This is a genomic window from Acidovorax sp. Leaf78 (assembly GCF_001422735.1).
Lineage (GTDB): Bacteria > Pseudomonadota > Gammaproteobacteria > Burkholderiales > Burkholderiaceae_C > Acidovorax.
Genome location: NZ_LMLZ01000007.1, coordinates 13,074 through 38,971 on the forward strand (window position 1 = coordinate 13,074; position 25,898 = coordinate 38,971).

Sequence of the window (25,898 nt, forward strand, 5' to 3'; positions counted from 1 at the left end):
GCGTCAGATGCGCTGCGCCCACTCAGCCATGCGGGAGCCGGATGCGGCGGGCACGGCTTCCAGCAGACGCCGCTCCCATCGCTCCACATGGTTGAGCAGCAACTCAATGGCGCTGAGCATGGCGTTGGCCGATGCCTCGGGCAGCGGCAGTGGCAAATGCACCACAGCCAGCCCCTGAGCGTCCACGCCCGACCATCCGCCGCCAAAGCCGGCGCCCATGTGGTTTCCCTGCATCAGCACCTGCATTCCCGCCGTGTCCAGACGCTGCCCGCGCAGCGCACAGGACAGCACCCAGCGCCCCTGCGCCGGGGCGCACCGCAGTTCCACCGCGCGGTCGCCATCGAAGAGAAGCCGGCAGCACCCCTGCGCATCGGCGCGCAGTGCCGGAATGCCAATGGCTTCACCCAGTGCTGCGATCAACGGGGACACGTGGCTGTCGGACATGGCACCAGGGAGCGGTCGAAGGGAAAACGGTAGGGGGAGGAGTCGATGCACCCGGGCGCGAGCGCGGCCGGGGAGCGCACATGGCGCTGGTCACAGGCAATGATACGCCTGTACACTTTGCTACATACCTTCGCCCAGAGCGCCGCCCGGCGCCCATGTGCGAGACACCGCGATTTCGTTGACGGCGCCGTCCCGGCGGTAAACGAAACGATCCGCCAACTTCTTGACGAAATGCACACCCAGCCCACCGATATGCCTGTCCTCGAGCGACGCCTCGATATCGGCAGCCACCAGCGTGGTGGGATCAAACGCAGGACCTTCGTCGCGCACCACAGCGCTCAAGGTGCTGGGGGCCGTGAACACCAGTTGCACGGACACCGGCCCGCCCTGACCGCCATACCCGTGGGTAGCGACGTTGGTGAGCAACTCATCCAGCATGAGTCCGAAAGAAGATGCCAGCGGCATGGGAGCGCCCTGCTCCATGGCCCAATCCTCCATGCGCTCGAAGAACGACGGGAGCTCCGCGACGGTACCGGACAGGGTGCAGTGCAGTTCAGCCGGAGGGTTCATAGACAGCATGCGCTCGAAAGGGCCGTGGACATCGATGCGCATCGCCGCTCGCTCGGCCTGCACACGCGTCGGCGCATTGTGGCATGAGCGGAGCCGCCTTTTCACCCGTTGATACCCCGGCGCAGCCCGGTGCTGCCGCGCCGGCCACGCCGCCCGTGGGCGCCAAGCCCGGGTTTGCGGCGCTGTGGGAGCTGGCCGGGCTGTGGCTGCTGATCGTGCTGGCAGGCGTGGTTCTCATCGCCTTTTTGCTGCTGAACATCCGCACCCAGGAAGAACAGGGCATCCAGCGCGCCCGGCTGTCGCTCACGCTGGCCGGCCTGCAGGAGTCCATCGAGGGCGACCTGGCGCTGGGCCTGGACCTTCCCGACCACCGTGCCATGCCATCGCGGCTTGAAAAGGCACTGGCCAGCGACCGGCAACTGCATGCCATCGACGTGGTCGACCGCGCCGGCATCGCGCTGTTCAGCACCGACCGCGGCGCCATTGGCGAGCCCCTGCATGCCCGCGTCGCGCAGGCCGCCGAAGCCGGAGCCCACGGCGACCGCACCTGGATTGCCCTGGTAGGCACCGAGGCCGTCATGGGCCTGCCCCTGCACAACGCCTTCGGCGAAGTGGTGGGACACATCAGCACCAGCTACGCAGCCCCGGCACCGGCCCTGCAGTGGGTGGACGGCGGCTCGCTGCGCGACAAGCTGCTCAGCCCCATCCTGCTCACCACCCTGGCGATCTTCGTGCTGGTGGTGGTGATCGGCTGGGCGGCCGCGCGCTGGGCCCTGGCACCGCAATACCGCCGGCAGTCCTACGAGCGCACCGGCCGCATGGCCCAGTCTCTGGCCGAAGCGGCTGCGGTGCGTGCGCGCATGGACGATTGCCTGGCACGGCTGGACGAAAGCGAGCGCCTGGAATGAGCAGCCACCGCAGGCCCCGTCGCCCCAATGCCGCCCTGCGCCTGGGCAGCGTCGCCCTGGTCTTGCTGCTGGCAGCGGCCGCTGCCCTGGCCTGGAACACGTACGAGCAGCTGCGCGGCATGCGGCAAGAGAGCGAGCGCGTGCGCGCCCAGCTCATGGCCGACTCGTTGAGCCAGCGCATCGGCCACGCGCTGGACATCGGCATCCCGCTCGAGGGCCTGGTGGGGGTGGAGGCACTCTTCAACCAGCGCCTGGGCGCCCATGCCGAAATCCAGTCCATCGCACTGCTGCAGGGGCCCGGCAAGGTCCTGTGGTTCGTGGAACGGGAGAGGTCCGCGAAGGCGACTGCCGGTACCGTGGCCGATGCACCCATCACCGTGCGCGGCGAGCCGCGCGGCACCGTGCGCCTGGCCCTGCAGGAGACAGGCGCCGGGCCGTTTGCACGCTCGGCCGCCATCCTGCTGCTGCCCACGGTGCTGCTGCTGGCGGCGCTGGCCTTCCTGGCCGCGCGCTTTTCTGAAGCCCAGGGTGTCAAGCTGCGCAACCATGCCGTGCGGCTGGCGATGCGCGCCATTGCCAGCGGGCGCTACGACCGGTCCATCGTGCTGCCGCACCGGCGCGGGTTCGACCTGCGGGCGCAGCAGCTGGGCCATGCCGTGCGCGGCGTCCACGAAACACTCACCCGGGTGCGCCGCCTGATTTCGTCGCTGCGCCAGACCGAGCCCCAGGCCCAGCGGCGCGAATACCTGGACATGCTGCTGGCTGAAGCCCAGGGCACCCACCGATTTGCCGACCACGGCCTCACGCAGGTGCGTGTGGTGGCCGCCGAGGCGCAGTCCTTCTGGACCAGCCTGCTCATGACCCTTGCTGCCATGGCTCTGCTGGGGCTGGCCGCATCGGCATCGAGCGCGGTGGCCGACATCGCCCCCCTCCACTTCGCGCTGCTGCCTGCCGCGTTCATCGTCGCTGCCACCGTTGCCGCCTGGATCACGCAGGGCCGGCGCTGGCCTGTGCTGTCGGTGCTGTTCTCGGCCTGCGCCGGGCTGGCCGCACTGGCCCTGGTGCTGGCCTCGGGCGCATTGACGGGATACAACCCCCTGCACCTGCTGCCGGTCGTGGCGCTGTGGTGCGGCGGGTTCGCCGGTGCCGCGCTGGCGGCCTGCATGACGGTCGAGCAGGTGCCGCGCCGCCAGGACTTCAAGCACGCCATGCCCCGCTGGCCCAAGGCAGCGATCGGGGCCTGGGTGGGCGCCACGGTCTGGCTCGGCCCGGCACTGGGCTCGGTCGCGTTCACCGCGCTCGGCGGGCTGTATGGCGGGCTGGCACTGACGCTGCCGCTGCTGTGCGCCAGCTTCCTGCTGCTGCGCTGGAACGAGCCGCGCAGCCCCTGGCGCCACCGGGTCGGCGGGCGCAACCTGCCGCAGCCCACGGCGGCGGCCCGCACCGGTCTGCGCGCATGGGGCGCCACGGCCTGCACCGCGGCGGCGTCGGGCCTGCTCATGGTGCTGGGCTGGGTGGCGGCCACTGCCATTCCCCACGGACTTTCTGAAGCCGCAGTGGCCAGTGCACTGGGTGTCGGACTGTTGGGGGGTCTGCTCGATCCCCTGCGCCGGCGCCGCCACACCGGCGCGGCTCTGGGGGTGGCAGCCACCTTGAATGCACTGGCCCTGGCACTGCCTGGCGCGGGCGCCTGGCACATCGCCGCCCTGTCGGTGGCGGCCCTGCTCACGGCGTACCTGCTGGGCCATGCCGTGACCTCGACACAGCGCACCCGCCACACCACGGCGTCTGCCACGCTGCTCGGAGCCGCCATCGGCGCCCTGCTCGCTGGCGGCATCGCGGCAGCGGGCCTGCCGACCACCAGCCTGATGCTCGTCGCCACGCTGGCCGTTGGGGCCAGCTGGTGGGCCCAACCCCGTCCGCAGCCCTGGCAGCCGACACGAAAGGACAACGATGCAGCTTAAGCGGCGCATCATGTTCATCCTGCTGTTGGCGATGGCACTGCTGGTGACCGCCCTGGGCATGATGGGCTGGCTCGGCGAACAGCGCTGGGCGCAGCGTTACAACGAGGCTCTGTTGCAGGGCCAGCGGATTGCGTGGGACAAGCTCCAGAACGAGAGCCTGGACCGCCAGGACGCGCTGGCGCGCAAGCTGCTGGAAGACCCATCGTTTCGCAACCTGCAGGCCCCCGGTGCGCAGCAGCGCATCGACTCCCTGCTGGCGCATGCGGTGCGCCAGGCACCGGGCCTGCGCATCGACATCCTGGGGCCCGGCGGCGGACTCATCTCCACCACCGAGCCCGGGTTCGACCCGCAGCCGCTGGCCGAATCCGGCTGGGTCAAGGCTGCGATGGAATCGCCCTCGGGCGTGCGCGGCCTGAGCCAGGTGGCGCCGCGCCAGTACGACTGGGTGCTGGTGCGCGGCTTCGACGGCGGTGCGCTGGCCATCGGCCAGGACGTCGCACAGCGGCTGCCCGAGCTGGCCGCCTACCTGGGCGGTGACATCTTCCTCGTCAACATGCGCGGCAAGGAAACCCTGGGCACCCAGCCCGGCAGCCTGGCCGCCACCGGCGCCGTGGTGCCCGTGCGGTCTTCGCAGGCGCTGATCCTGCCGCTGTCGACCACATCCGCCACCGGCCAGGGCGCGCTGCAGCTGGTGAGCCAACCGGTGATGAATCCCGACAGGCGCGTGGTGGGCGCACTGGTGTGGGCGCAGGACGTCACCGCGCAGTACCGGTCGGACAAGTTCTTCAACTGGGCGGCGGCCGGCGGTGCCTTGCTGTTTGCCGCCCTGGTGGTGATGGGCCTGGCAGCCTACATGCAGCACGCCATGGAGCCGCTCAGCCGCTCGGTGGGGGTGCTCAAGGCGCTGGCCAGCGGGGCCACCGATGCGTCGCTGGACGACGGCGAGGAAGAGGCCGAGGACGAGTCCGGCGCCATCGCGCGGGGCGTGGTGGCCATCCGTTCGGAACTGCTCAACCTGGAAACCCTGCGGCAGGAACGCATCCGCATCCGCCACCAGCAGGAGCGCCTGATCCGCGACCAGCTTCGCTCGCTGGCCGAGAGCCTGGACCCGGCGTCGCGCGAGGAGATCCTTGCGTCGCTCGCCACGCGGGGCGAAATCCCCACGCCCGTCGCCGAAACCGTGCAGAGCGGCACCAACCAGCTGGCCGAACTGGCCGGGATTCTGGGGCGCATGTCGGGCCTGGTGAGCACGCAGCAAAGCCGCCTGCTCAAGCTGCTGCGCGAGCTGCAGGCCGCCGTGCAGACACAGGCCATGCTGGCCAGCCTGCAGCAGGAACTGGAGATCGCGCGCCAGATGCAGCTGTCGATCCTGCCGCGGTCAGCGCCCGACATGGACGAGGTGGACATCGCATCCACCATGATTCCCGCCAAGGAAGTGGGCGGCGACTTCTACGACTACTTTCCCATCGACGACGAGCACCTGGCCATCGTGGTGGCCGATGTCTCGGGCAAGGGCGTGCCGGCCGCCTTCTTCATGGCGATCTCGCGCACGCTGCTCAAGAGCAATGCGCTGTTCCTGCGCCTGCCCGGCGCGACCATCGCCGCGCTGAACGACCAGCTGTGCGCCGAGAACGACCAGATGATGTTCGTCACCGTGTTCTACGGCGTGCTGCACCTGAGCAGCGGACGGCTGACCTACGTGAACGCCGGCCACAACCCGCCGATTCGGCTGCGGGACGGCAAGGCGACCTTCTTCGAGCGCGGCACCAACATGGCGCTGGCCGTGCTGGAGGGCCAGGAATACAACGAAGGCGAGGTCATGCTGTCACCCGGCGAGACGCTGCTGCTGTACACGGACGGCGTGACCGAGGCCAACAATGCCGAAGGCGATCTGTTCGGCGACCAGGCGCTGCTCGACGCCATGGTGGCCGTGGGTGCCGACCCTCTGCACAAGGGCCACTCGGGCGGCGTGCCGCAGCGCGTGGTTCAGGCAGTGCGCACGTTCGAGGCCGGGGCCGCGCAGGCGGACGACATCACCGTCGTGGCCATCACCTACCAGGGAGCGCGGTCGTGATGCAGGTGCCGCACGTACCGAAGGCGCACGCCCGATGCATCGCGCACCTCGCCGATGCCGGTGTAGCCAGCGGTGCAGGCCTCTTGCAGGGCATGGAAGTCATCGCTTTGCAGCAGCTTCTCGTCGCCCATGTCGAAATGCAGGCCGTGTTGCAGGTCGATCATGGCCACATGGCGCTGAAGGCCGTCGATGACACCCGTCCACGCGATGTGCAGGCCCTGGCGCAGCAGGTTGTGCCTGCTGCTGTGATTGAGCAGGGACACCATCGCCATGCACAGCGGCCGGCCGCGCGCATGCGCCAGCGCCAGCCGCGCGGCCAGCAGCGTGCGCTGCAGTTTGCGGCCGCGCCACTCGGGCAGCACCATGCAGCTCGACAGGTGGGTCACCTGGGCGTGGAGTTCCGGCTCGATGCCGATCACGGCCCCCAGGTTCTCGGGCGAATCCGCCTCGGGAAACCCGACCATGGCATAGGCGACGAGCGCGCCGTGCGCAAACACACCGATGGTCTCGCCCCGGGGCTGCGTGTGGGCCTCGAAGAACGCCTGCTCATCGTCTTCGCGCACATAGAAGTCGGGGTTGGGCAAGTCGGCGATGACCCGGTCGCGCAGCGCGCTCCATGCCGCAAAGTCACGCGGCAAAAGGATGTGGGCACTCAGATCCGGGAGATGGGCGAATGCCACATCAGGCGACAGGGACGGGGGCGTAAGTTGAATCGACGACAGCAAACCAGAGACTCCGACAGCAGCGTGCGAGTTTGCACGACAACGTGGCTGTTGCAAAGCAAGCCCCTGCATCGCAGCCAAGCCAAAGGGTATACCTCATGAGTGACAGCACCATCACAGAAGGCGCCGCGCAGAGCCCTGCCGCGTCCGTCGATCTCGCGGCGCTGCGCCCCCGCCTGTGCCGCGAATCGCTGGTGTTCGCGGCGATTTTCTCGCTGGCGCTGTTCGGGCTCTCGCTCGTGCTGATCGCCTGGCGTACCGAGCAACTGCTCACCCAGTTGTCGCAAGACCGGGTGGTGCGGCTCTTGCAGCAGGTGGCGGACGAGGCGGAGCGCGGCATGCAGTTCGGCGTGGCGGTGGCCGACCAGACTTCCCTGGTGGAGCGCTTGCAGCGCATGCAGTCCGAGGACAAGGCGCTGCGCGCCGTCTTTGTGCACACGGACCGCGGGGACCCGGTGGCCAAGGCCGGCGACGAGACCTTGCGCACCGCCATCGACGGGCGCTGGAACGCGCCGCTGCGCACCGGCGGCCCGGACCACCCCCCCAGCGTGCGCACCACGGGCCGGGGCGTCTTCGTGGGCACGGTCATGTTCGATTCGACGGGTACGCCTGCCGCCACCATCTGGGCGGCGCTGGACCCCACCGTCGTGCGGCAGCAGGCCCACCATGCCGCCACCAGCATGGTGCTCAAGGCGCTGCCCCTCATTGTCGGCACGCTGTTCCTGACCTGGTGGGCGCTGATCCGCTGGGGCACCCGCGTGATCGAGTCGCTGCAGCGCCGCCGCCATGGCGCCAGTCGCGCCATGGAAGCGGACCCCACAGCCCGCACCGACCGGGCCCATGGCTCGAACGGAACCACCGGTACGAACGGTACGAACGGCACGCGCACCCAAGGCTACGGCAAGGCGCTGTGGCTGGCGCTGCTGCTGGCCGGGGTGGCAGCGCCCTCCACCATGGTGTGGATCGCGCGCGAATCCGCCCGCCCCTTCGTCACCGAGCAGATCCAGAACAACGCCGACGCTGTGGCCCGCACCCTGTCCGGCCAGGTGGCCCGTGCACTCGCCGCAGGCGTGCCATGGAGCCAGCTGAACGGCATGGACGAGCTCTTCAAGAAACAGCTGGCCGAGGCACCGGAGCTGAGCTACCTGGCGCTGCGCCAGGGCGATGCCGCCGCCACGCACACCACCTGGGGCGGCGATGTGCCCGCGGGCCAGCGGCGAGAGAGCGAGGAGGACTTCTCCCAGCGCGCAATCAACGTCACGCCCGATGGCGGGCGCATCGTGGTGGGCTACCCTGCCGACTACGTGAACCGCCAGCTGGGCGGCATGCTGCTCGATCTGGTGCTGGCCCTGGTGATTGCAGCGGTGCTGGTGCGCGAGCTGTCGCGCGGCCTGTGGCGCAAGTCGCTGCTGTACCCGCTGGCCGCCTACGCCCAGGCCCGGGGCTGGCAGCGCGTGCAACGCCGCTGGCAACGCCGGCACGCGGTTGCGCGCGACGCGGCCGAGGCCCATGACCGCGACGCCGCAGAGTGCCGCGCGCAGCTGCTGGAGGCTGCGGGCCACCGGCAGGGCGACCGCGCCGAGGCCACGGCAGTGCCCGCCGCCGTCGCGTCGCAGTTGACGCTGCTGCGCCTGACCGTCTTTCTGGTGGCGCTGTCCGAAGAGCTGCTGCGGCCGTTCTTCACGGTATTCGCCAGCGAGGTCCGTCCGTTCGACGTGGCGCTGTCGCCCACCATGGTGGCGGGCCTGCCGGTCGCTGCGTTCATGACCACGCTGGCACTGGCCCAGCCGCTGGGCCCGGCGCTGGCCAAGCGATTCGACCTGCGATGGAGCCTGGTGCTGTCGGCCCTGGTCGGCATGTTCGCGCTGGCCGCCACGTCCTGGGCCAAGGATGCCTGGACGCTCATCGCGCTGCGCGCCACGGGCGGCGCGGCCTACGGGCTGGCGCTGATCCTGGTGCAGACCGCCATCGTTCGCATCACACCGCCCAAGCAGCGCGCGCGTGGGCTGGCCGAAGTGGCCGCCGCCATCGTCGCAGCCGGCATTGTGGGCCCGCCGTTTGGCGGAATGATCGCGGCGCGCGCTGGCGATGTGGCGGGCTTCGTGGCCTGCGCACTGTGCATGGCCGCCGCCCTGGTGGCCGCCATGCGCTTGTCGCTCGACAGCGCCACCATGGGCGCCCAGGCCGCCCAGCGCGGACTGGCCACCACGGGCGGCTGGCGCGGCTACTGGGCCGTGCTGCGCGAACCCCGCGCGGTGTGCGTGATCCTGGGCTCCGCCCTGCCCGGCCGCCTGGTGGCCGTCACCGTGCTGTCGGTGGTGGTGCCGCTGTACATGAGCGAGCTGCAGCAGCAGCCCGCCGTGGCAGGCCGCGTGCTGCTGCTGTACTTTCTGTGCTTTGCGTCCACCGCCACGCTGGTGGCGCACTGGTCGGACCTGCTGGGGCAGCGCAAGCCTTTCATCGTGCTGGGTGGCGCGCTGAGCGTGCTGGCCTGCCTGTCGCTGCCGGCGCTCGGTGGTGTCTGGGGCATGGCCGCCTGCTGCGCCTTGCTGGGCTTCGGGCAGGCGTTCCAGTCGTCGCCCCAAATCGCACTGACCACCGAGGTGTTCGAACACCAGCCCGACGGCAAGGCCACGGCCACGCCGGAGCAGGCGCTGGCGGCGTTCCGCCTCATCGAGCGGGCCGGCAGCATCGTCGCCCCTTTTGTGACGGCCATTGCGGTCACGGCCTTCGGTTTTGCCGGGGCGGTCGTCGCGGTCGGCATCTTGCTGACGGTTGCCACCCTGGGACTGCTGGCCGGCCTGCGCGTGGCACCGCGCGCCGGCGTGGCCGCGTAACGCCCGTGCCCGGCACACAGGAGAAATTCATGCCCTTCGTTTCCAAAGCACTTCAGGCCCTGGCGGCCGCATCGATTCTCTGCGGGCTTGGCGCGCAGGCGCAGCAGCCCGCCCCCGCCGCATCATCGAGCGGTGCCGCCGCCGCGGTGGCGGCCGCTACCGCGCGCTACACCGTGGCCATGGTGCTGCCGCGCGACGAGCAGAACATCGAGGCTGGGTTCACCAGCTACCTGCAGCGCCAGGACGTGCCGGTGCGCTACGTCAACATCCGCTACTCGGGCAAGGCCGACGACATTGCCGACCTGCGCAGCCGGGTTCGCGCAGCCAACCCGGACCTCATCTACGTGTGGGGCACGCCCACGTCGCTGGCACTGGCAGGCCGCCACGACCAGCCCAACGCCGGCAACCCGATCCGCGACATCCCGATCGTCTTCACGGAAGTGACCGACCCGGTAGGCGCCGGCTTGCTCCCCACGCTGGAGCATCCCGCGCGCAACGTGACGGGCGTGAGCCACGTGGCGCCCCTGCCGGTGCAGCTCAACGCGATCCGCGCCTACCGCCCCTTTGCCAAGCTGGGCTATCTGCACAACCCGGTGGAGCCCAATTCGGCGCTCATCCGCGACCGGCTCAAGGACCTGGCCAAGACGCAGAACTTCGAAGTCGTCGAGGCCGCCCTGCCATTGCTGCCCACCGGCGCACCGGACCCAGGGCAGATCGCCGCACAGGTCAAGAGCCTGGCCGAGCGCGGCGCCGACCTGCTGTATGTGGGGCCCATCACCTTCCTGGCCTTCACGCACCGCGATGCCGTCACTGCCGCCGCGCTGTACAACAAGCTGCCGACCTTCTGCGCCACCGAAAGCATCGTGCGGCAGTCGGGCTGCATGTTCGGGCTGTTCTCGAACGGCGCCAACATCGGCCGCTACGCCGGGTCCATGGCGCGCCAGATCCTGGTCGAGAAAAAACGCACCCAGGACATTCCGGCGTCGACGCTGCAGCGCTTTTCGCTGCTCATCAACATGCGCACCGTGCAGGCCCTGGGCCTGTACCCGCCCATGCTGCTGCTCAACGTGGCGGAAGTCATCAACGTGGAAACGCAGGCAGCGGCGAAGTAGGCGCGCAACGCCATCCATCGCCGCCGTGGGCCGGGCGCGATGGAACCTCTTGCACGGCGGGGTTACCAAGTCCATGCACCGCCCGCGCCTTGGCGCCCGGGCGGCAGTCCCGCGGCCTTGAGGCCGCCCCACCCATTCCCCGCACCGCCAGGAGCAGCAGCCATGTCCTTTTCTCCGATCCAGACCGGTACCACGACGGCTCCGACCTGGACCTCAGGCACCGCCCCGACGGGCAGCGGCGAAGTGCAGGGAAAGCTCGGCGGCCACACCGTGACCGCCCTGGCCACCCCGCCCCACGCATCGCTGGGCGAAGAGCTGCGCGCCACACCCCAGCCCGCGAGCGGACGGTCTCTGCAGGAGCGCACCGTCACCACCGCGCCCCAGGCGCCGGTAGCGCTGCGCCGCGAGGCGCTGGCCACACCCACCGCGCTGCGCGACACCGTGGGCGAGCCCAAGCGTGACTGGAAGCTGTTCGGCATCACCGTGCTGCACCGCTCCACCGGCTACAAGGAAGTGCTGAACAAGCTCGAGTCCTTTCACCAGGCCGCCGGCAGCGACCGCGCGCCCGCACCGCCCACCACCCCGGAGTCCCGCAAGGCCTATGCCGAGGGGCAAATCCACAAGCTGTCGCAGGAACTGGGCGAGCTCGAACGCTCCTGCGACGCCTATGCGCAGGGCAATTCGCGCCACAGTCACCGGGACGACATCGCCCAGCTCAAGAGCCAGGTGCAGGCCCAGCGCGCGCAGCTCGATGGGCTGCGCGACCAGATCGGCAGGGAAGGCATGCCCGAGGGACTGAGCGTTGCCGATGCGCGCGCGTTCTCGCAACACAAGCCGCCGCTGTCGCTGCAGGACATTCGTGCCGTGACCACCGAGCTGCGCGCCAGCGGCATGAACCCCGCCGAACTGCAGGCGGGCGTCGAAAGGCTGTTCAGCCTGCCGCTGGACGGAGAGTCGCTGGTGCAGGCCATCAAGCTCAAGATGCCCGAAGGCCTGGCGCAGCAGTACGCGCAGACCGGCGTGCCGATCCGCCCCGAGACAGCGGGCCTGGCCTTCAACGACAAGGCGCTCGACAGGAGCCCGGAGGCCGGCGGCGGCTTGACGAAGCTGGGCAGCGGCGCGGTCAACACGGTGTTCAAGGGCCACTACCAGTTGAGCGACGGCACACGTTTCACCGGCGTGTTCAAGCCCTCCGTGCCGGGGGGCGCCCAGCCTGATGCGGTCTCGGCGTCTGGCATCAACACCGATCGGCCCGTGATGGAGCAGCGCAACGTGGCGGTGCACCGGCTGGACCAGCACCTGGGCATGGGCGTGACACCCAAAGCCGAAATCGGCGTGCACGAGGTGGATGGCCAGCAGCGGATGGGGTTGGTGATGTCGTTCGCGCCAGGCTTGTCGCCGCTGAAGTCGGGGGATGTGGTCGTGACGCTGTCGCCCGAGAAGCGCGCCGAGCTGAGCGCCAGCCCCGAGTTGGCCACGGCCTACGCACGGGAAAAAGGCTTCGTGGACGGCAAGCTGGTGGAAGGGGGCATCCAGCTGATCAACTCCATGGAAGTTGAAAACATGGAAGGCGACACCACGGTGCAGGAGAAGGATGCCTTCGTGGCGTTCGACTTCTCCGACCCGGTGCTGCGCGAGAAAACCACCGATTTGCAGTGGCTCGATGCGCTGTGCGGCCAGGTGGACCGCCACGGCCACAACTACATCGTGCAGCAAGGCGCGGATGGCCGCGTCACCGGCGTGATCGGCATCGACAACGACATCGCCTTCGGCGACCAGCTGACCCACCCCAACGATGTGAACCCCGCGGCGATGCGTTCGCGCACCGGCGAATCGCCGCCGTTCAAGGGCTGCGTGCTGCCCCAGGTGGTCAGCACCAAGACCGCCACCGCACTGCTGGCGATGACGCCCGACAAGATGCTCGAACTGATGGGGCCGGGCTTCACCCCCGGGGAGCAAGCGGCCGCGCAGAGCCGGCTCGGCGCCATCCAGACGCATGTGCGCGACCTGCAGGCCAAGGGCCAGGTCGCCGAGCGCACCGAAGATTGGGGTTCCGAGCGCGTTGGCAGCCTGCTGGGCATGGGCACCACCGACGCCCTGACCCAGCTCGAAACACTGCGCAGCCAGCCCCGCACCCCCGCGGTCAACCGGCAGATCCAGGCGCTGGAAGAACAGATCTCCAACGTCAGCTACGTCGCGCGCGAATCGTCCATCCTGGCCGAGGTCCGCACAAGTCGCCAGCAACCGCTGCTGGACCCGCGCAGCGTTCGCTGACGCACATCCGGAACGCCGACACCCCGGTCTTTGCGCCAAGCCGCCACGCAACTTTCCACCCGGACTACCAACACCTCGGAACGCACCATGGACAAGCTCTCCGGTCTTCTTTCCCGCCCCAGCACCGCGGCCTCTGGCTGGCTGGCCCGTGCTGGCCTGCCCGCGCCACCGCTCGCCCAGGGCGTGGTGCACGCGCTGGAGCCCCTGGCCTCGCACCTGTTCGCCAGTGGCGTGGCTGCGCAATGGGCTGAACTCGACCCAGACCAAGCCTTTCAGGCCTGGTCTTCGCGCGGTGGCAGCGTGCGTGGTGACGCGGTGCTCGGCATCATCGGCAGCGGGCTGCATGCCCGGCTGCGCTGCTACAGCGCAGGCCCGGACGTGGCGCTGTTCATGCAGCGCGACTGGTCACCGGCGGGGGATGGCGCAGGCACGGCCGGCGCTACGCCTGCCATGGCGGTAGAGGGCGCATTCACGCTGGCACGCCTGCTGCAGGAGCGCGCCGCCGCAGCCCGCGCCGACGGCCGCTGGCCCGAGGGACGCACGCTGGTGCTGGTGGACGACGCCTTCGGCAGCCAGCCGCAGCGATGGGGCTGGACCCAACCCGGCCGCGCAGCGTCGCTGGACGACCTGGCCGCCGACGGCGATGCCTACTTGTCGGCACTCGTGTCGGTGCGTGCGCTGTAACCAGGCCGTGCCGCTGCCGCCACCGGGCGAACGAAACCACCTTTGAAGACAAGAAAGCGAGAGATTCCCATGACCGACACCGCCGCAACGCGCAGTGCGCTGTTCGATGCCTTGCGCCAGGCCGCGGGCCTGTTCCCGGTCGAACTCGATGCACAGGGCGCTTGCACCCTGGCGTTCGACCAGATCGCCGTGCACCTGCAGCACGACGCCGCGGCCCATGCGCTCACCTGCTTTGCGGTGCTGGGCGCCGTGCCCTCCGCACGCCGCGAGGAAGTGATGGCCGCCATGCTGCGCGCCAACCGATTCTGGCGCGGCACCGGCGGCGCCACGCTGTCGCTGGATGAAAACGAACCGGCGTCGGTGCTGCTGACGCAGCGTTTCGATGAGCGGGTGCCGGGCGCACCTGCCGAGTTTGTGCAGGCGGTGGAACGCTTTGTGGACCATGCGCAGGATTGGTCCACCTTCCTGGGCGGCGAGCCGCAGGGCACGGCGGCGCAGTCGTTGACTGCGGAGGCTCAGGGTGGAATGGCCTTCTTCCACCAGCGGGCGTGAAGCCCTGAAGACGAAATCGCCCCGAGCCCAGTCGCCCCGGGCCCCCCTGGATTGATTGACGCAGTGGCAGCGCCCTGAGGGCGGTGCCACTGCGTGCGCGCGCTCAGGCAGCCTTCTGGATCACGCCCTTCATCGCTTCGGACACTTCCTTGACGATGGTGCTCTGGATCTGGGTGAACATGGTCCACTGCTGCACTTGCTGTTGCAGGCCGAGCAGCTCGCCGGTGCTGGGGCTGTCGCCCAGGCTGTTGATGGTGTTCTGCAGGTCGGCTTCGCGGCGCGAGGTGACTTGCGAGATGGAGCTGTTGATCGAGTTGAAAGTAATACCGCCGGTTGTCAGCATGGGAAAGCTCCTGATTCAAGAAAGGGTGAACACGATGAAAAAAGGCATAACGGTGCCGTCGTGGCCCCTTCAGGGCGCGCGCACCGCCATTGTCAACACTTCACGCGCTGCTTGGCAAGCGTCCAGCACTGCCATCAGCGCGGGATAGTCCGCCGGGAGCACGCCGTCGGCCAGCACGGCGCGCATTCGCTGCTCCAGGGCGGCGATCCGGGCCAGCGCGTCGGCGCGGGCGACGTCGGCGTGGGGGCCGCGCAGTTGCGCCTCCAGTTCGCTGAGCGGCTCGTCGGGCGCTACCGGGTGGGCATCGGGCAGCAACAGCTTCACCGCAGTACCACCAGGGAGCGCGGCCCGTCGAACACGATCCGGTCCGGCTCCACGGCCACCAGGCGCCAGCCCGCGTGCCGGCCGCCGGGCTGCAGCTTGGAGCCATCGCCCAGCACGATATAAGGCACTGCCCCGCCCACCACGCTGCGGATGCTGAAAGGCAACGGCGCTTTGCTGGCGTGTGCAGGCACCGCCGGCACCGCGGCCACGACCGGCGCGCGGCCGACCTCGCGCGCGCGCAGCACGAACGGTATGCCGGAGAGCGGCGTGGCGGCCCGCGCGAGCAGTGACTCCAGCCGCGACCTTTCCTGGCCGCCGATCTCCAGCCCGATCACCATCTGCTCGCCGTCCCAGCGTGCCTCTGCGCCCGCGAAACCCGCGGTGCGCAGCCATTCCTGCACCGTGCCGCCCTGGGCGGAGGCCACGCGCAGGCCGTCCACGATCTCGATGCCCGGCGGCACGCGGGCGCGCACCAGAGCCAGCACCCTGTCGCGCTCGGCCGGTGCCATGACCAGGCCATGTGCGCGAACCCGGCCTTCGCCCAGCAGTTCGAACCGCAGGGCCTGCGCGTCCGGCCCGCCCGCTTCGACCAGGTCGTCCATCAGATCGGACGCCGTGCGCACCGCCAGCGCGGGCGCGGGGCGGATGCCGGAAAGCCCTTCCGCCAGACGGTCAAGCTGCGCGATGTCTGCCACCCAGCCGCTGACCCGGGCGCCGCCTGTGGGCAGCGCCTCGATGCGCATGCGCAGGCCGGGGTCCACACGGGCGATGGCCAGCTGGATGTCGCGCAGCAGGCGCTGCTGGCTTTCGGCCCCGGCCGCCGCGGCACTGGCCTCCGAAGCCTCTGCGCCTTGGGCCGCGCGCTGGGCCCCCTGGCCCTTCAGCAACGACCAGAACACCGACAGCAGCAACGCCGCCAGCGCCAAGCCGATGATCAATGCCGGCTGCCACCGGCGGCGCGCCTTGGGCGACGACGCGGCGCCTGCGGCCACACCCGCGCCGGTGCGCACCGCGGCGTCCACCGCACGCCCGCCCTGCTCCAATGCTTGGTGTTGGCCGTGCTGTGGATCGGCCGCGTCGTTCTGTGGAATGACAGCCAGCATCGGGTCGCCGGTGCCGGAGGCCTGCGTTGGCGAGCCGCCGTTGGCCGCCGTCACACTGGTTCCTGCGGCGGTTTTGTCAGCGGTTGCAGCCGCACCAGCCGCATCCACATGGCCGTGCGGCACGGCCTGCCAGGCGGCGTCCGCCGCGCTGACCGTGATCGCCACCTGCCCCAGGTAGGCTACGGCACCCCAGGGCTGCTCGGACACCCAGGAGGAAGCGGGATCTGCCGGCGGGGCATCGGCCGGTGCCTGCGCCTCCGGCGGCGATGACCGCACCCACCAGCGGCCCATGGCAATCTGTACCCAGGCGCCCATGTCGGAGGGCAGGTCCAGGTCGGTCAGGATGAGGTCGCAACCGTCGTCCGCCCCCATGCGCTCGCCGCCCGCCAGGGGTGCGCGCGCCCCGGCGTGCCGGCCGGTCAGGATGCGCAGTTCTGCCGTGGCGCTCATCGTGCGCCTCCGGCGGCCGACGCCCGCGCTGCACGCCGGGCAGCCGCCGGGCAATTAATCCGCGCGGGTTGGCAGGGCGGCCCATACAATGCGCCGTTCCCGGTTTTCTCCCTCATTTCACCCCTCACCCCCGAAGGACTGCGTCCATGAATCTCGAACAGGAACGCCGCAATGACATCCTCATCCTGCGTCCCCGTGGCCGTCTGGACAGCAGCAGTTCGCCAGAACTCGAACGCGTGGTGACCGAGCAGCTCGACACGGGCATCCAGCGCCTGGTGTTCGACCTCTCGGCCCTGGACTACATCAGCTCCGCCGGCCTGCGCGTCGTGCTGCTGGCGGGCAAGAAGCTGCGCACCACCAAGGGCAAGCTGGTGCTCGTGGGCCTGCGCGACATGGTGCGCGAGGTGTTCGACATGAGCGGCTTCCTGACCCTGTTTGCCGTGACTGCCACGCTGGACGAAGGCCTCGCCAAGGTGTAACGCCGACGGGGCGTTCAATTTGAAGAAAAAATAGGCCCTACCGCTTGCTGGACAAGCGGTAGCAGCTATGAATTCAGGAGCATCGCTCCAGGGTCGGCTTCCGCTCACAGGTCGATCCTCGCGAGCGGCTGGATGTTGATCTCCTGGGTCAGCTCCTGGTAGGACAGCACGGGCAGGTCGTACAGGTCCTGCTCGATCATCTTGCGCATGTAGCGCCGGATGTCCATGGAAGTGAGCAGCACCGGGCGCTGCGCGTTGCCGCCGATGTCGCCCACCGCCTTCTTGATGTTCTCCACCAGCCGCTTGCTCACCGCCGGGTCCAGCGACAGGTAGCTGCCCGCTGACGTCTGGCGCACCGCGCCGCGCACGGTGTCTTCGATGCTGGGCGCCAGCAGGTAGGCGGGCAGGATGTTCTGCCCGCTCGAATACTTGTAGCTGATGTGCCGCTTGAGGGTGGAGCGCACGTACTCGGTCAGCAGCACCGAGTCTTTTTCCTTCTGGCCCCATTCGATCAGCGACTCCAGGATGGCGCGCAGGTTGCGCACGGAGATGTCCTCGGACACCAGCCGCTGCAGGATTTCGGCGATCTTCTGGATCGGCAGGACCCGGGTGGACTCCTTGACCAGATCGGGGAAGCGGCCCTCCATCGCGCTCAGCAAAAAGCGGGTTTCCTGGATGCCGATGAAGTCGGCAGAGTACTTCTTGAGCACGAACGCCAGGTGGTACGTCAGCACCTGGCTGGGGTCCATGAACGGAATGCCCGCACGCGACAGCGGCTCGCGCAGTTGGTCGCCCACCCACAGGGTGGGGATGTGCGGCAGGAACTTGCGGTCTTCCTCGTAGGGAATCTGCAGCGCATCCAGGTTGCTCAGGCTTTCGCGCACCAGCAGGTAGCCGGGGCGCAGGCGGCCCTGCGACACCGGCACTTCGGACAGCAGGATGTTGTAGCTCTCGGGCGGCAGGGATTCGTTGAAGCGCAGCTGGATGCCCGGGAACGGCACGCCCAGGTCGAAATACAGAGCCCGGCGGATCTTGAGCAGCTCGTCGTTGAGGATGCCGGCGTCAAAACTGGTCTGCAGCCCCGCGGCCACATCCATCAACAAGGGCACCGTGGGTGCGAACTCGTCGCTGCCGTCCGATGCCTTGGGCTTGGTGCGCGCCTCGCCCGCAGGCTGCATGGCGGGCACCTCGGTGACCTCGCCGGTTTTTTCGTCCACCACGCGCCGGGTGCCGCGCAGGATGGTGAAGCCGATGGTGCCAATGACCACCGCCAGAATCAGGAACACCGGCAGCGGCATGCCGGGGATCAGCCCCATGCCCAGCGCCACGGCCGCAGCGATCAGCAGTGCGCGGGGCTGCGCCAGCACTTGCTGGCCGATGTCCTTGCCGACGTTGGAGGGGCCGTCGCCCGTCTGCACGCGCGTCACGATCATGCCGGCGCAGATGGCGATGAACAGCGCCGGGATCTGCGCGATCAGGCCGTCGCCGATGGTCAGCACGGAGTAGGTCTTCATCGCGTCCGCAGCGGTCATGCCGCGCTGCGTGGTGCCGATGACGATGCCGCCCAGCAGGTTCACTGCCACGATGATCAGGCCGGCGATGGCGTCGCCCTTGACGAACTTCATCGCGCCGTCCATGGCGCCGTAGAGCTGGCTTTCCTTCTCGACGATGTTGCGGCGGCGCTTGGCCTCGTCCATGTCGATGGTGCCCGCGCGCATGTCGCCGTCGATGGACATCTGCTTGCCGGGCATGGCGTCGAGCGAGAAGCGCGCCGCCACTTCGGCCACGCGCTCCGCGCCCTTGGTGATCACCACGAACTGCACGATGGTCAGGATCAGGAACACCACCAGGCCCACCACCAGGTTGCCGCCCACCACGAAGTTGCCGAACGTGAAGATGATGTGGCCCGCGTCGCCCTGCAGCAGGATCAGGCGGGTGGTGGCGATCGAGATGCCCAGGCGAAACAGCGTGGTCACCAGCAGCACCGACGGAAACGACGAGAACGCCAGCGGCGACGGCAGGTACATGGCCACCATCAGCAAGATGGCCGAGATCGTCATGTTGATGCCGATGAGCGCGTCCACCAGCCAGGTCGGCAGGGGCAGGATCATCATGAAGATCACCGCCACCAGGAAGAACGCCAGGATCAGGTCGTTGCGGCTGGTGAGTATCTGGACGAAGCGCTGCAGGCGGGCGAACGGGGAGAACGAAGCAGTCTGGGACATGGTGGAATGCAATCAGCGCCCGGTGGGCGCGGTCTCCGGGGTGGGCTCTGCAGCGTTGCGCTGTGCGACGAAGGCACGCATCGCAGCCGCCGCTTCGTCGCGGCGGTCCAGCGCATGCAAGGCCTGGGCGCGCACAAGATGAAAGGAAGCGTCCATGGCGCCCAGCAGCGCCAGTTGCTCTAGGGTGTTCAGGGCCCGCTGGGGTTTGGCCGAGCGCACCTGGGCCAGTGCCAGCGACAGCAGGGCCCGGGGATCTTCGGGCGCCAGGATGTTGCGGGCGGCCAGCAGCACGGCCGCCTTGTCGGGCAGGCCGTTTTGCAGGTACACGAAGGCCAGCAGGTCCATCAGTTCGATGGTTGCCGCCGGGACTGCACCAGAAGGCTCGGTGCTCGCCGTTGCTGCTGCCACTGCTGCTGATGCTTCAGATGCCATGTGCGCCATCAGCCCTGGTAGAGGGCGCTGCGGTACATCTGCACCAGGTCACGCAGTCCCACTTCTTCGGTCAGCAAGCGGGTGGCGCGGTTGAGCACGCGCAGCTCGTCGTCGCGCCCCTGGGCGGGCGCCTCGGTGCCGGCAGGCGACTGCCACTGGGCTGCCGCGTCACGCAGTTGCTGCAGCGTGTTGTCCAGCGCCTCGCGAAACCGCGAAGGAACCAGCAGATCGCGGTTGGCGATCTGCGGGCGGGTGGCCGTGTCGAGGAAGTCGTCGATGGAGGGCTTGTCCAGCAAGGTCGACAGCTGGGCGCGCGAGCCCACGTCGGGCGGGGCAGATTCACCGCGTTCGGGCAGCATGGCCTGCGCATCCTGCTGGGCGTAGGTAATGCTGTCGATGCCCCGGTCAAACATCAGACCGCTGATTCTCATATCCGTCATACAGCATGCTCCCAGAAGATTCGCAGGGTGCGGGCGCAGCCTTGCGTGTTTCAGTAACCGCGCGCACCGGGAAGTTCCATGGCGCGCGCAGTTTAGTTGTGCCGATGCGCCCCGGTGGTGGCCTTCTGCCGCTTGCGAGTTCGCACGCGCGCGGTCAGCGGCTACCGCCCAGGTCGGCCTGCCACTGGCGCAGAAACTCCGAAGCCTCCCGAATGCGGCGGGCGCTGACGCCGTCGGCCGCGAACCGGGTGGCCAGCACCAGCCAGTCGCCGGACGGCAGGCTGCGCAGGCCCACCTGCACGGGCTGGGCGGCATCGCGGGCATCGCCCGCCTGCTTCATGGCGCGCAAAAGCAGCGCAGCAATGTCGTACCGCACCGGTTCGGCCCAGTGCACCACCACCTCCTCGCCCTGCTGGGCAACCCCCAGCAGCGCGCCCGACTCCAGACGCAGCTGCACGCCCCCGTCCGGGCCGCTCTCCAGCGTGGGCAGGCCGATATCGCGGCCGAAATCGGCCAGCGCCTGTTGCAAATGCGCCATGGTCAGTAGTCCTCCTTGTCGATGGCGGCGTCCAGCGCATCCTGCACCGCCTGAAAAATCGTCTGCCGCTGGTCCCCGTCCACGAACACCTTGACTGGCATGTCCCGCACCAGCAGCTTCACCCCCGTGAGGAAATGGATCTGCGCCTCCACCCCGGTGGCGCCGAACTTCTCGGCCAGCGCGGTGAACCGCGCACCCGACACCCATTTTTCGGCGCTGATGCCCACCAGGTCCTGCATCAGTGCGACCGGCGTGCCGGTGAGCGGGCCGTGCTGTTCGCTGATCTTGGCGTGCAGCTCGCGGCTGGCATCGAGCACCGTCGAGGCCACCCCCAGGTGGTACAGGTCCTGCACCAGGTTTTGCAGCCGCGTGGGGTCGGCCGAGGGCCGGGCGGCTGCCAGGTCCTGGCCCAGCGCCTGGGTCAGGCGTGCCAATCCGGCCGCAAAGTCGCTGTCGCCAAAACGCTCCAGCGCCAGCTTCAGGGTGCCCGCCAGCGACGGGTTGCCCAGCACCACGTCGCGGTAGGTGGACTGGAACTGCGCCACATCGGCATGGCCCCGTGCACCCTCCTGCGCCGTGCCGATGGTGTTGACATCGGCCCGCATGCGCGGCCCGTGCTCCATCTCCAGGTCGTCCAGGGCCTCGCGCAGCGCGTCCAGCACCTCGGCCGGCGCACCTTCGCGCTCGCCCTGGTGCAGCGCGTACTGCAGCGCCATGAACTGCTCGGTGGGCCCCTGGAAGGCCTGCTTGGCCTGGGCTGCGGGGTCGCCCTGGCCGGACAGCATCCGCTTGGCCAGTTGCACCAGTTGCTCGGGGTCCTCGAAGGCCTGGGCCGCCTCCATGTAGGCCGTGATGGCCTCGGGGCTCATCAGCTCCATGGGCCGGGTGGCCTCCTTCTTGCGTTCGGAGGCGTGCTTGGTCTCGGCCTTTTCCGAATGGTGCAGGCTGATTTCTTCCGCCGCGTCGGCCAGCACGGACAGCCCGTCGTCCACATGGATCTGCTGGCCGGCGTACTGCCCGGCCAAAGCCTGGCCCCCGCCCTGCAGCCCGCCGCGCAACGACATGCTGTCAAAAGACGGGGTGTTGAACGATTCGATTCTGGACATAGGGAATTCTCTTATGGGCTCGCGCGCATGGCACCCCTGGGTGGGTAACAGCTGGCGCCATCGGGTTCCCTGCCAGGCCTGCCGAAAATTTCTGCGCGACCGTGGAACCGGACCCGCGGGGTGGTTACTTACCCGGTGTCGTGCGGCTCATTTCGCACCACCACCGCCCAATATCAACAGGAGTTTCGAAATGGCAGGACAAGACAACCCCCAGGACATCGTAGCCCGCGCTCAGGCGCTGATCGATGAAGTGCAAGGCCAGCTGGCAGCCGCCGACGAGTTCTACCGCAGCCAGGGCCTGGACCCCGAGAAGGTGCGCAGTGTCCTGGACGCCCAGCTCGACCTCAAGGGTATCGAAGCCGCGCAGAAGGCCTTCCTGGAAGACATGGCTGCGGTGGAACAGGATGTGAAGGAAGAGCAGGCCCGCGCTTCGTTTTCTGCGCCCGGCGCAGGCGGGGCACGTCGCCCCCGCTCCATGATTTGATAAAAAAATCAACAAACTATCTCAATAGGAGAAAACTATGTCAAGCATCTCCGGTATTGGCGGCGCTCAAGGAATCAACGTCCAGGGCATGGATCTTGAAACCGCCATGATGGCCGTTCAGTCCAACCGCGCCAACCTGCTCGAAGCACAACTGAAAGACCAGATCTCTTCGGTGCAGGCCAAGAACGACCAGATCTCCAAGCTCAATCAACTGCTGGGTTCGCTTAACAAGGCAGCGGCCGGCGTGGCGTCGGATGCCAAGGCAGGCGACAAAGTCAACTTGGCATCCACGGCAGCCGAGATCAAGACGGCAGCACAAAGTGCCAACATCACGCTGCCTACGGAGTTGGGCGGCGGAACCAAGGCTGCTGACGCCAACAAAGGTCAACTCGACGGCTTCATCCAGCAGGTCAAGTCGCAGATCGACAGCATGAGCAACTCCCAGCAAATGGACATGCTGCGCCTGCAAAGCCTGTCCAACAAGCGCAACGAAGCAAGATGCAGGACAGCCGCAGTTCCATCATCGGCAACATGCGCTGAGATCAATCACCACAGATTTTTTGAAGGACTCCATCATGTCGACTGTTGGCAATAACGTAAATGTCGGGGGCGTCAGCTCCATCAATGTCCAGGGCATGGATCTGGAAACCGCCATGATGGCCGTTCAATCCAACCGTGCCAATCTGCTCGAAGCACAGCTGAAAGACCAGATTGCTTCGGTGCAGGCCAAGAACGACCAGATCTCCAAGCTGAATCAGATCCTGGGCTCGCTCAACAAGGCAGCAGCCGGTGTGGCCTCGGATGCCAAGGCGGGCGACAAGGTTGACATGTCCGGTTCCGCCGCGGAACTCAAGTCCGCAGCGGCGAGTGCCGGCATCACGCTGCCCCCCGAGCTCGGCGCCGAAAAGTCCTGGGAAGTGAAGCTGCGCGACGGCACCACGCACAAGGTGGACGAAGCTGGCAAAAAGGAAGCGGACGACTACAAATCCAAGAACTGGGCGTTCCGCTCCAGCGACTACAGCGGCAAGAAGGGCATCGCATCCATCACGGAAACCACGCCCCAGCCGACCAAAGGCCAGCTCGATGGTTTCATCCAGCAGGTCAAGTCGCAGATCGACAGCATGAGCAACTCCCAGCAAATGGACATGCTGCGCCTGCAAAGCCTGTCCAACAAGCGCAACGAAGCATGCAGGACAGCCGCAGTTCCATCATCGGCAACATGCGCTGAGATCACGCGAACGCGAGCCCCAGCCAACCCCCGAGAGTCACCCATGAATACAAAAAACGCTCCCGTCTCGATTCCCGACAATCTTCCAGAACAGATTGCGGAATTGCTGACGAACGGTGGAACCCTGGGTTCCGTCTACGACTACGACGACACGGACTACGAAGTGCTGTACGCCCTGGGTCACAGCCTGTACAGCCAGACGCGATACCAGGATGCCATGCGCACATTCGGCTTCCTGGTCACCCACAACCACATGGAAAAGCGATTCATGAACGCGTTTGCTGCCAGCCTGCAAATGCTCAAGAGCTACAAGGAAGCCATCAAGTACTACTCGATGGCGTCGCTGATGGACATGGGCGACCCGCTGCCCACGTACCACACCGCCGAATGCATGATCGCGCTGGGCTACACGGCAGAAGCCAAGGAAGCGCTGCAGTTCGTACTGCGCCAGAGCGACACGCCAGAACGCGCAGAGCTCAAGTCGCGCGCGCAGGCCATGCTCGAGCTGATGAACAGCGCCAAATCGTCTACGTCCACGTCCACGCACTGAACAGGGATATCCCATGAACGACATCACCCGCGTGGCAGGCGGCCCCGCTGCTTTCACCCCCTTTCAGTCCGACAACTTGAGTGCCGATGTGGCCAGCCGCATGCAGCAGGCACGGCTCGACCCCACCCAGTCGATCAAGGAACTCGTGGACCTTGCCGGCACGATCAAGACCTTGAATCCACAGGGCAGTACGGGCGGCAACTCCATCGTCAACGGCAACGGCGCGCCCCAGCTGGACGGCGTCACGGTCAACTTCTCGGCCGAAGACATGGCGGCCACGCTGCTGGTCCTGCAGGGCAAGACCCAGGAAGCCCAGCTGTCTACGGCCAAGGAAGGCATCAATACCAACAAGAAAAAGATGGAGGACCAGAACCAGCGCGCCACGAACAAGATCAACGAATGGATCAAGAAGTGTGAAGATGCTGCGGCCAAGGAAAAGGCCGGCGGCGTGCTGAACTGGTTCAAGAAGATCGCCGGCGCCATCGCCGCTGCATTCGCGGTGGTGGCAGCCGCTGTCGCCACAGTGGCAACCGGCGGTGCGGCAGCCCCATTGCTGGCTTTGGCGGTGCTTGCCCTGGCCTCGTCTGCGGTCGACATTGCCAGCGAGGTCGACAAGGCCAACGGGGGCAAGGGGTTCGATCACGTCACCCAGTGGATGGACCCGGGCTCGATCATCGGCAAGGGCATGGGTGAACTGGCCAAGGCATTCGGCGCCAACGACGAACAGGCCGCCATTGTGTCGGCCACGTTCGCGGTGGTGGCCACCATCGCCATCATGGCTGCGTCCATCGCCCTCACCGGCGGCGCATCGGCAGTGAGCGATGTGCAAAAGATGATCCTCACGGCGGCCCGCGTGGGCCAGGCGGTGGCGGGCGTCGTTGCCGGTGCGACCACGGCCGCCAAGGGCGGTGTGGACATTGCGGTGGCCCACGACCAGCGCGACGCAACCCTCATCCAGGCCGACAAGAAAAAGATCGACGCCATCCTCGCCAAGCTGCAAAAGCAGATGGACGAGGACCGGGACGAGATCAAGAAGGTGCTCGACCAGATGATGGAAGGCATGAACATCGTCAGCAAGATGATCAACTCCGCCGGCGAAAGCCGCGCCCAGATTTCATCGAACCTGTCCGGCAAGGCACAAACCATTTGACGCACCAGGCGCCAAGGAGAATTTCATGAGCATCGACGGCATCAACAGAGCCCCCACCCTCGCCCCGCTGGGCGACACCGGGCCCACCCAGGCAGCAGGCAAGACCGCCGGGGCCAAGGGCTATTCCGAAATCGACATCGAGGCGCTGCTGGGCGCGAAAGGCGGCCCCGCAGGCGGCGCCAAGAGCGCGGCGGATGCACTCAAGACGCCTTCATCGTCCAGCGACCCGAAGGCCCAGGAAGCAGCGCTGAACAATCTGGGCGGCTTTTCCGACACCCAGGTCACGGCGGACATCTTTGCCTTCATGGCGCTGTTCCAGAAGCTCGCGCAGCAAATGCGCGACACGGCCCGCACGCAGCGCACGACCGACATGCAGGCGCAAGTGTCTTCACTGCAGAACGCAGCCGAAAAGATGAAGGATGCGGCGGCGGAGCGCCTCACGGCGGCCGTCGTGCAGGGAGCCATGCAAATTGCGGGTGGCGTGATGCAGGTCGGCTTGTCGGCGGCTTCCATTTCCAACACGGTCAAAGGCGCCAAGATGGGTGCAGAAGCCGATGCGATGAGCCCCAAGGCCGCCGTCATGACCGGTGCCAAGGCCGATGCCGCCAAGTTGACGGCCACCGGCCAGGCGCAGGTGAGCTACGCACAAGCCTCGGGCGGCATTACCGCAGGCCTGGGCGGCATCATCGGCGCCTCGTTCACCCACAAGGCCGATCTGCTCGAAGCCGACAAGATGAACCTGGAAACCCAGGCCAAGGTCGCCGAGACCGGCGTGCAGCATGCCAACGACATGATGCAGCAGATGATGGACGTGATCCGCGACGTGCGCGAAAAGCTGTCCTCCATCCAGCAGGCGTCCATCGAAACCAACCGCGGCATCGCGCGCAACATCTGAACCCCGAGAG

25 protein-coding genes are annotated in these 25,898 nt (G+C 67.9%); 14 read left to right on the forward strand and 11 right to left on the reverse strand.

The genetic code is table 11. The annotated features are described in order from the left end of the window. Positions 1 to 3: 3 nt before the first annotated feature. The gene (locus tag ASF16_RS06690) at positions 4 to 444 is read right to left on the reverse strand and encodes a type III secretion system chaperone (protein ID WP_056164631.1); all 441 of its coding nucleotides are present in this window, start codon (positions 442 to 444) and stop codon (positions 4 to 6) included. Between the two features lie 120 nt (positions 445 to 564). Continuing rightward, on the reverse strand, positions 565 to 1,056 hold the full coding sequence (locus ASF16_RS06695) for an ATP-binding protein (RefSeq protein WP_056164634.1): 492 nt from the start codon (positions 1,054 to 1,056) through the stop codon (positions 565 to 567). A gap of 41 nt (positions 1,057 to 1,097) precedes the next feature. On the opposite strand from ASF16_RS06695, the gene ASF16_RS26000 reads away from it, so the two are divergent. Genes ASF16_RS26000 through ASF16_RS06710 form a run of 3 tightly spaced genes read left to right on the forward strand, consistent with a single transcriptional unit; the run spans position 1,098 to position 5,960 of the window. Beyond that, positions 1,098 to 1,922, forward strand: coding sequence for a hypothetical protein (locus tag ASF16_RS26000; protein WP_056164639.1), 825 nt, complete (start codon positions 1,098 to 1,100; stop codon positions 1,920 to 1,922). Next, positions 1,919 to 3,886 (forward strand): hypothetical protein, encoded by a 1,968-nt coding sequence (locus tag ASF16_RS06705; RefSeq protein ID WP_056164642.1) that lies wholly within the window; start codon positions 1,919 to 1,921, stop codon positions 3,884 to 3,886. The genes ASF16_RS26000 and ASF16_RS06705 overlap by 4 nt, the downstream gene beginning before the upstream one ends. Then, positions 3,876 to 5,960 carry a PP2C family protein-serine/threonine phosphatase gene (locus tag ASF16_RS06710; RefSeq protein ID WP_056164645.1) on the forward strand — a complete coding sequence of 695 codons (2,085 nt, stop codon included), beginning with the start codon at positions 3,876 to 3,878 and terminating at the stop codon, positions 5,958 to 5,960. Before ASF16_RS06705 ends, ASF16_RS06710 begins: the two co-directional genes overlap by 11 nt. On the opposite strand, the gene ASF16_RS06715 is transcribed toward ASF16_RS06710, so the two are convergent. Beyond that, positions 5,939 to 6,640, reverse strand: a complete 702-nt coding sequence (locus tag ASF16_RS06715; RefSeq protein WP_156371972.1) for a GNAT family N-acetyltransferase — start codon at positions 6,638 to 6,640, stop codon at positions 5,939 to 5,941. The two genes, ASF16_RS06710 and ASF16_RS06715, sit on opposite strands and share 22 nt — an antisense overlap. Positions 6,641 to 6,780: 140 nt before the next feature. Here ASF16_RS06715 and ASF16_RS06720 point away from each other — a divergent pair, with 140 nt between their 5' ends. The 5 genes from ASF16_RS06720 to ASF16_RS06740 all read left to right on the forward strand — a co-directional run bounded on the left by ASF16_RS06720 (position 6,781) and on the right by ASF16_RS06740 (position 14,141). Then, positions 6,781 to 9,519 (forward strand): MFS transporter, encoded by a 2,739-nt coding sequence (locus ASF16_RS06720; RefSeq protein WP_056164650.1) that lies wholly within the window; start codon positions 6,781 to 6,783, stop codon positions 9,517 to 9,519. A 29-nt stretch (positions 9,520 to 9,548) separates the two neighbouring features. Then, positions 9,549 to 10,631: an ABC transporter substrate-binding protein gene (locus ASF16_RS06725; protein ID WP_056164653.1), complete on the forward strand. Its 1,083-nt coding sequence runs from the start codon at positions 9,549 to 9,551 to the stop codon at positions 10,629 to 10,631. A gap of 162 nt (positions 10,632 to 10,793) precedes the next feature. After that, positions 10,794 to 12,905: a hypothetical protein gene (locus ASF16_RS06730; protein ID WP_056164656.1), complete on the forward strand. Its 2,112-nt coding sequence runs from the start codon at positions 10,794 to 10,796 to the stop codon at positions 12,903 to 12,905. Positions 12,906 to 12,992: 87 nt separating this feature from the next. Beyond that, entirely contained in the window at positions 12,993 to 13,589 is a 597-nt protein-coding gene (locus ASF16_RS06735; RefSeq protein WP_056164659.1) for a hypothetical protein, read from the forward strand. 69 nt (positions 13,590 to 13,658) lie between these two features. Next, entirely contained in the window at positions 13,659 to 14,141 is a 483-nt protein-coding gene (locus ASF16_RS06740; RefSeq protein ID WP_056164662.1) for a type III secretion system chaperone, read from the forward strand. Between the two features lie 103 nt (positions 14,142 to 14,244). Here the strand turns inward: ASF16_RS06740 and ASF16_RS06745 are convergent, their stop codons facing one another. The 3 genes from ASF16_RS06745 to sctD all read right to left on the reverse strand — a co-directional run bounded on the left by ASF16_RS06745 (position 14,245) and on the right by sctD (position 16,361). Next, complete coding sequence (locus ASF16_RS06745; protein WP_056164664.1) at positions 14,245 to 14,484, reverse strand: EscF/YscF/HrpA family type III secretion system needle major subunit; 240 nt, start codon at positions 14,482 to 14,484, stop codon at positions 14,245 to 14,247. Between the two features lie 69 nt (positions 14,485 to 14,553). Then, a complete protein-coding gene (locus ASF16_RS06750; RefSeq protein ID WP_056164666.1) occupies positions 14,554 to 14,808 on the reverse strand; it encodes a hypothetical protein in 255 nt (84 codons plus the stop codon). Further along, entirely contained in the window at positions 14,805 to 16,361 is a 1,557-nt protein-coding gene (gene sctD / locus ASF16_RS06755) for a type III secretion system inner membrane ring subunit SctD (protein ID WP_056164668.1), read from the reverse strand. The genes ASF16_RS06750 and sctD overlap by 4 nt, the downstream gene beginning before the upstream one ends. Before the next feature lie 146 nt (positions 16,362 to 16,507). On the opposite strand from sctD, the gene ASF16_RS06760 reads away from it, so the two are divergent. Next, the gene (locus ASF16_RS06760) at positions 16,508 to 16,840 is read left to right on the forward strand and encodes an STAS domain-containing protein (protein WP_056164669.1); all 333 of its coding nucleotides are present in this window, start codon (positions 16,508 to 16,510) and stop codon (positions 16,838 to 16,840) included. A gap of 104 nt (positions 16,841 to 16,944) precedes the next feature. On the opposite strand, the gene sctV is transcribed toward ASF16_RS06760, so the two are convergent. The 5 genes from sctV to sctW all read right to left on the reverse strand — a co-directional run bounded on the left by sctV (position 16,945) and on the right by sctW (position 21,581). After that, positions 16,945 to 19,065 (reverse strand): type III secretion system export apparatus subunit SctV, encoded by a 2,121-nt coding sequence (sctV, locus tag ASF16_RS06765; RefSeq protein WP_082516783.1) that lies wholly within the window; start codon positions 19,063 to 19,065, stop codon positions 16,945 to 16,947. Positions 19,066 to 19,077: 12 nt separating this feature from the next. Beyond that, a complete protein-coding gene (locus tag ASF16_RS06770; protein WP_156371973.1) occupies positions 19,078 to 19,497 on the reverse strand; it encodes a M48 family metallopeptidase in 420 nt (139 codons plus the stop codon). Positions 19,498 to 19,505: 8 nt separating this feature from the next. After that, on the reverse strand, positions 19,506 to 19,937 hold the full coding sequence (locus ASF16_RS06775) for a hypothetical protein (protein WP_056164672.1): 432 nt from the start codon (positions 19,935 to 19,937) through the stop codon (positions 19,506 to 19,508). A 154-nt stretch (positions 19,938 to 20,091) separates the two neighbouring features. Beyond that, the gene (locus ASF16_RS06780; RefSeq protein WP_056164674.1) at positions 20,092 to 20,475 is read right to left on the reverse strand and encodes a hypothetical protein; all 384 of its coding nucleotides are present in this window, start codon (positions 20,473 to 20,475) and stop codon (positions 20,092 to 20,094) included. A gap of 2 nt (positions 20,476 to 20,477) precedes the next feature. Beyond that, the gene (gene sctW / locus ASF16_RS06785; RefSeq protein WP_056164676.1) at positions 20,478 to 21,581 is read right to left on the reverse strand and encodes a type III secretion system gatekeeper subunit SctW; all 1,104 of its coding nucleotides are present in this window, start codon (positions 21,579 to 21,581) and stop codon (positions 20,478 to 20,480) included. A 190-nt stretch (positions 21,582 to 21,771) separates the two neighbouring features. Here sctW and ASF16_RS06790 point away from each other — a divergent pair, with 190 nt between their 5' ends. From ASF16_RS06790 to sctB, 5 genes are read left to right on the forward strand one after another with little or no spacing between them, the layout of a single operon-like run. Then, positions 21,772 to 22,065, forward strand: a complete 294-nt coding sequence (locus ASF16_RS06790) for a hypothetical protein (protein ID WP_056164678.1) — start codon at positions 21,772 to 21,774, stop codon at positions 22,063 to 22,065. A gap of 37 nt (positions 22,066 to 22,102) precedes the next feature. Beyond that, the gene (locus tag ASF16_RS06795; protein WP_156371974.1) at positions 22,103 to 22,660 is read left to right on the forward strand and encodes a hypothetical protein; all 558 of its coding nucleotides are present in this window, start codon (positions 22,103 to 22,105) and stop codon (positions 22,658 to 22,660) included. Beyond that, on the forward strand, positions 22,641 to 23,843 hold the full coding sequence (locus ASF16_RS26520) for a SycD/LcrH family type III secretion system chaperone (RefSeq protein WP_200926873.1): 1,203 nt from the start codon (positions 22,641 to 22,643) through the stop codon (positions 23,841 to 23,843). Before ASF16_RS06795 ends, ASF16_RS26520 begins: the two co-directional genes overlap by 20 nt. A gap of 13 nt (positions 23,844 to 23,856) precedes the next feature. After that, positions 23,857 to 24,993 (forward strand): type III secretion system translocon subunit SctE, encoded by a 1,137-nt coding sequence (sctE, locus tag ASF16_RS06805; protein WP_056164683.1) that lies wholly within the window; start codon positions 23,857 to 23,859, stop codon positions 24,991 to 24,993. A gap of 25 nt (positions 24,994 to 25,018) precedes the next feature. After that, positions 25,019 to 25,888 carry a type III secretion system translocon subunit SctB gene (gene sctB, locus ASF16_RS06810; RefSeq protein WP_056164685.1) on the forward strand — a complete coding sequence of 290 codons (870 nt, stop codon included), beginning with the start codon at positions 25,019 to 25,021 and terminating at the stop codon, positions 25,886 to 25,888. The last annotated feature ends 10 nt before the right edge of the window (positions 25,889 to 25,898 follow it).

Coding starts and splice junctions, on each gene's coding strand:
- ASF16_RS06690 (WP_056164631.1), bottom strand. CDS start 444: ATGTCCGACAGCCACGTGTCCCCGTTGATCGCAGCACTGGGTGAAGCC.
- ASF16_RS06695 (WP_056164634.1), bottom strand. CDS start 1,056: ATGCGCATCGATGTCCACGGCCCTTTCGAGCGCATGCTGTCTATGAAC.
- ASF16_RS26000 (WP_056164639.1), top strand. CDS start 1,098: ATGAGCGGAGCCGCCTTTTCACCCGTTGATACCCCGGCGCAGCCCGGT.
- ASF16_RS06705 (WP_056164642.1), top strand. CDS start 1,919: ATGAGCAGCCACCGCAGGCCCCGTCGCCCCAATGCCGCCCTGCGCCTG.
- ASF16_RS06710 (WP_056164645.1), top strand. CDS start 3,876: ATGCAGCTTAAGCGGCGCATCATGTTCATCCTGCTGTTGGCGATGGCA.
- ASF16_RS06720 (WP_056164650.1), top strand. CDS start 6,781: ATGAGTGACAGCACCATCACAGAAGGCGCCGCGCAGAGCCCTGCCGCG.
- ASF16_RS06725 (WP_056164653.1), top strand. CDS start 9,549: ATGCCCTTCGTTTCCAAAGCACTTCAGGCCCTGGCGGCCGCATCGATT.
- ASF16_RS06730 (WP_056164656.1), top strand. CDS start 10,794: ATGTCCTTTTCTCCGATCCAGACCGGTACCACGACGGCTCCGACCTGG.
- ASF16_RS06735 (WP_056164659.1), top strand. CDS start 12,993: ATGGACAAGCTCTCCGGTCTTCTTTCCCGCCCCAGCACCGCGGCCTCT.
- ASF16_RS06740 (WP_056164662.1), top strand. CDS start 13,659: ATGACCGACACCGCCGCAACGCGCAGTGCGCTGTTCGATGCCTTGCGC.
- ASF16_RS06745 (WP_056164664.1), bottom strand. CDS start 14,484: ATGCTGACAACCGGCGGTATTACTTTCAACTCGATCAACAGCTCCATC.
- sctD (WP_056164668.1), bottom strand. CDS start 16,361: ATGAGCGCCACGGCAGAACTGCGCATCCTGACCGGCCGGCACGCCGGG.
- ASF16_RS06760 (WP_056164669.1), top strand. CDS start 16,508: ATGAATCTCGAACAGGAACGCCGCAATGACATCCTCATCCTGCGTCCC.
- sctV (WP_082516783.1), bottom strand. CDS start 19,065: ATGTCCCAGACTGCTTCGTTCTCCCCGTTCGCCCGCCTGCAGCGCTTC.
- ASF16_RS06770 (WP_156371973.1), bottom strand. CDS start 19,497: ATGGCATCTGAAGCATCAGCAGCAGTGGCAGCAGCAACGGCGAGCACC.
- ASF16_RS06775 (WP_056164672.1), bottom strand. CDS start 19,937: ATGACGGATATGAGAATCAGCGGTCTGATGTTTGACCGGGGCATCGAC.
- ASF16_RS06780 (WP_056164674.1), bottom strand. CDS start 20,475: ATGGCGCATTTGCAACAGGCGCTGGCCGATTTCGGCCGCGATATCGGC.
- sctW (WP_056164676.1), bottom strand. CDS start 21,581: ATGTCCAGAATCGAATCGTTCAACACCCCGTCTTTTGACAGCATGTCG.
- ASF16_RS06790 (WP_056164678.1), top strand. CDS start 21,772: ATGGCAGGACAAGACAACCCCCAGGACATCGTAGCCCGCGCTCAGGCG.
- ASF16_RS06795 (WP_156371974.1), top strand. CDS start 22,103: ATGTCAAGCATCTCCGGTATTGGCGGCGCTCAAGGAATCAACGTCCAG.
- ASF16_RS26520 (WP_200926873.1), top strand. CDS start 22,641: ATGTCGACTGTTGGCAATAACGTAAATGTCGGGGGCGTCAGCTCCATC.
- sctE (WP_056164683.1), top strand. CDS start 23,857: ATGAACGACATCACCCGCGTGGCAGGCGGCCCCGCTGCTTTCACCCCC.
- sctB (WP_056164685.1), top strand. CDS start 25,019: ATGAGCATCGACGGCATCAACAGAGCCCCCACCCTCGCCCCGCTGGGC.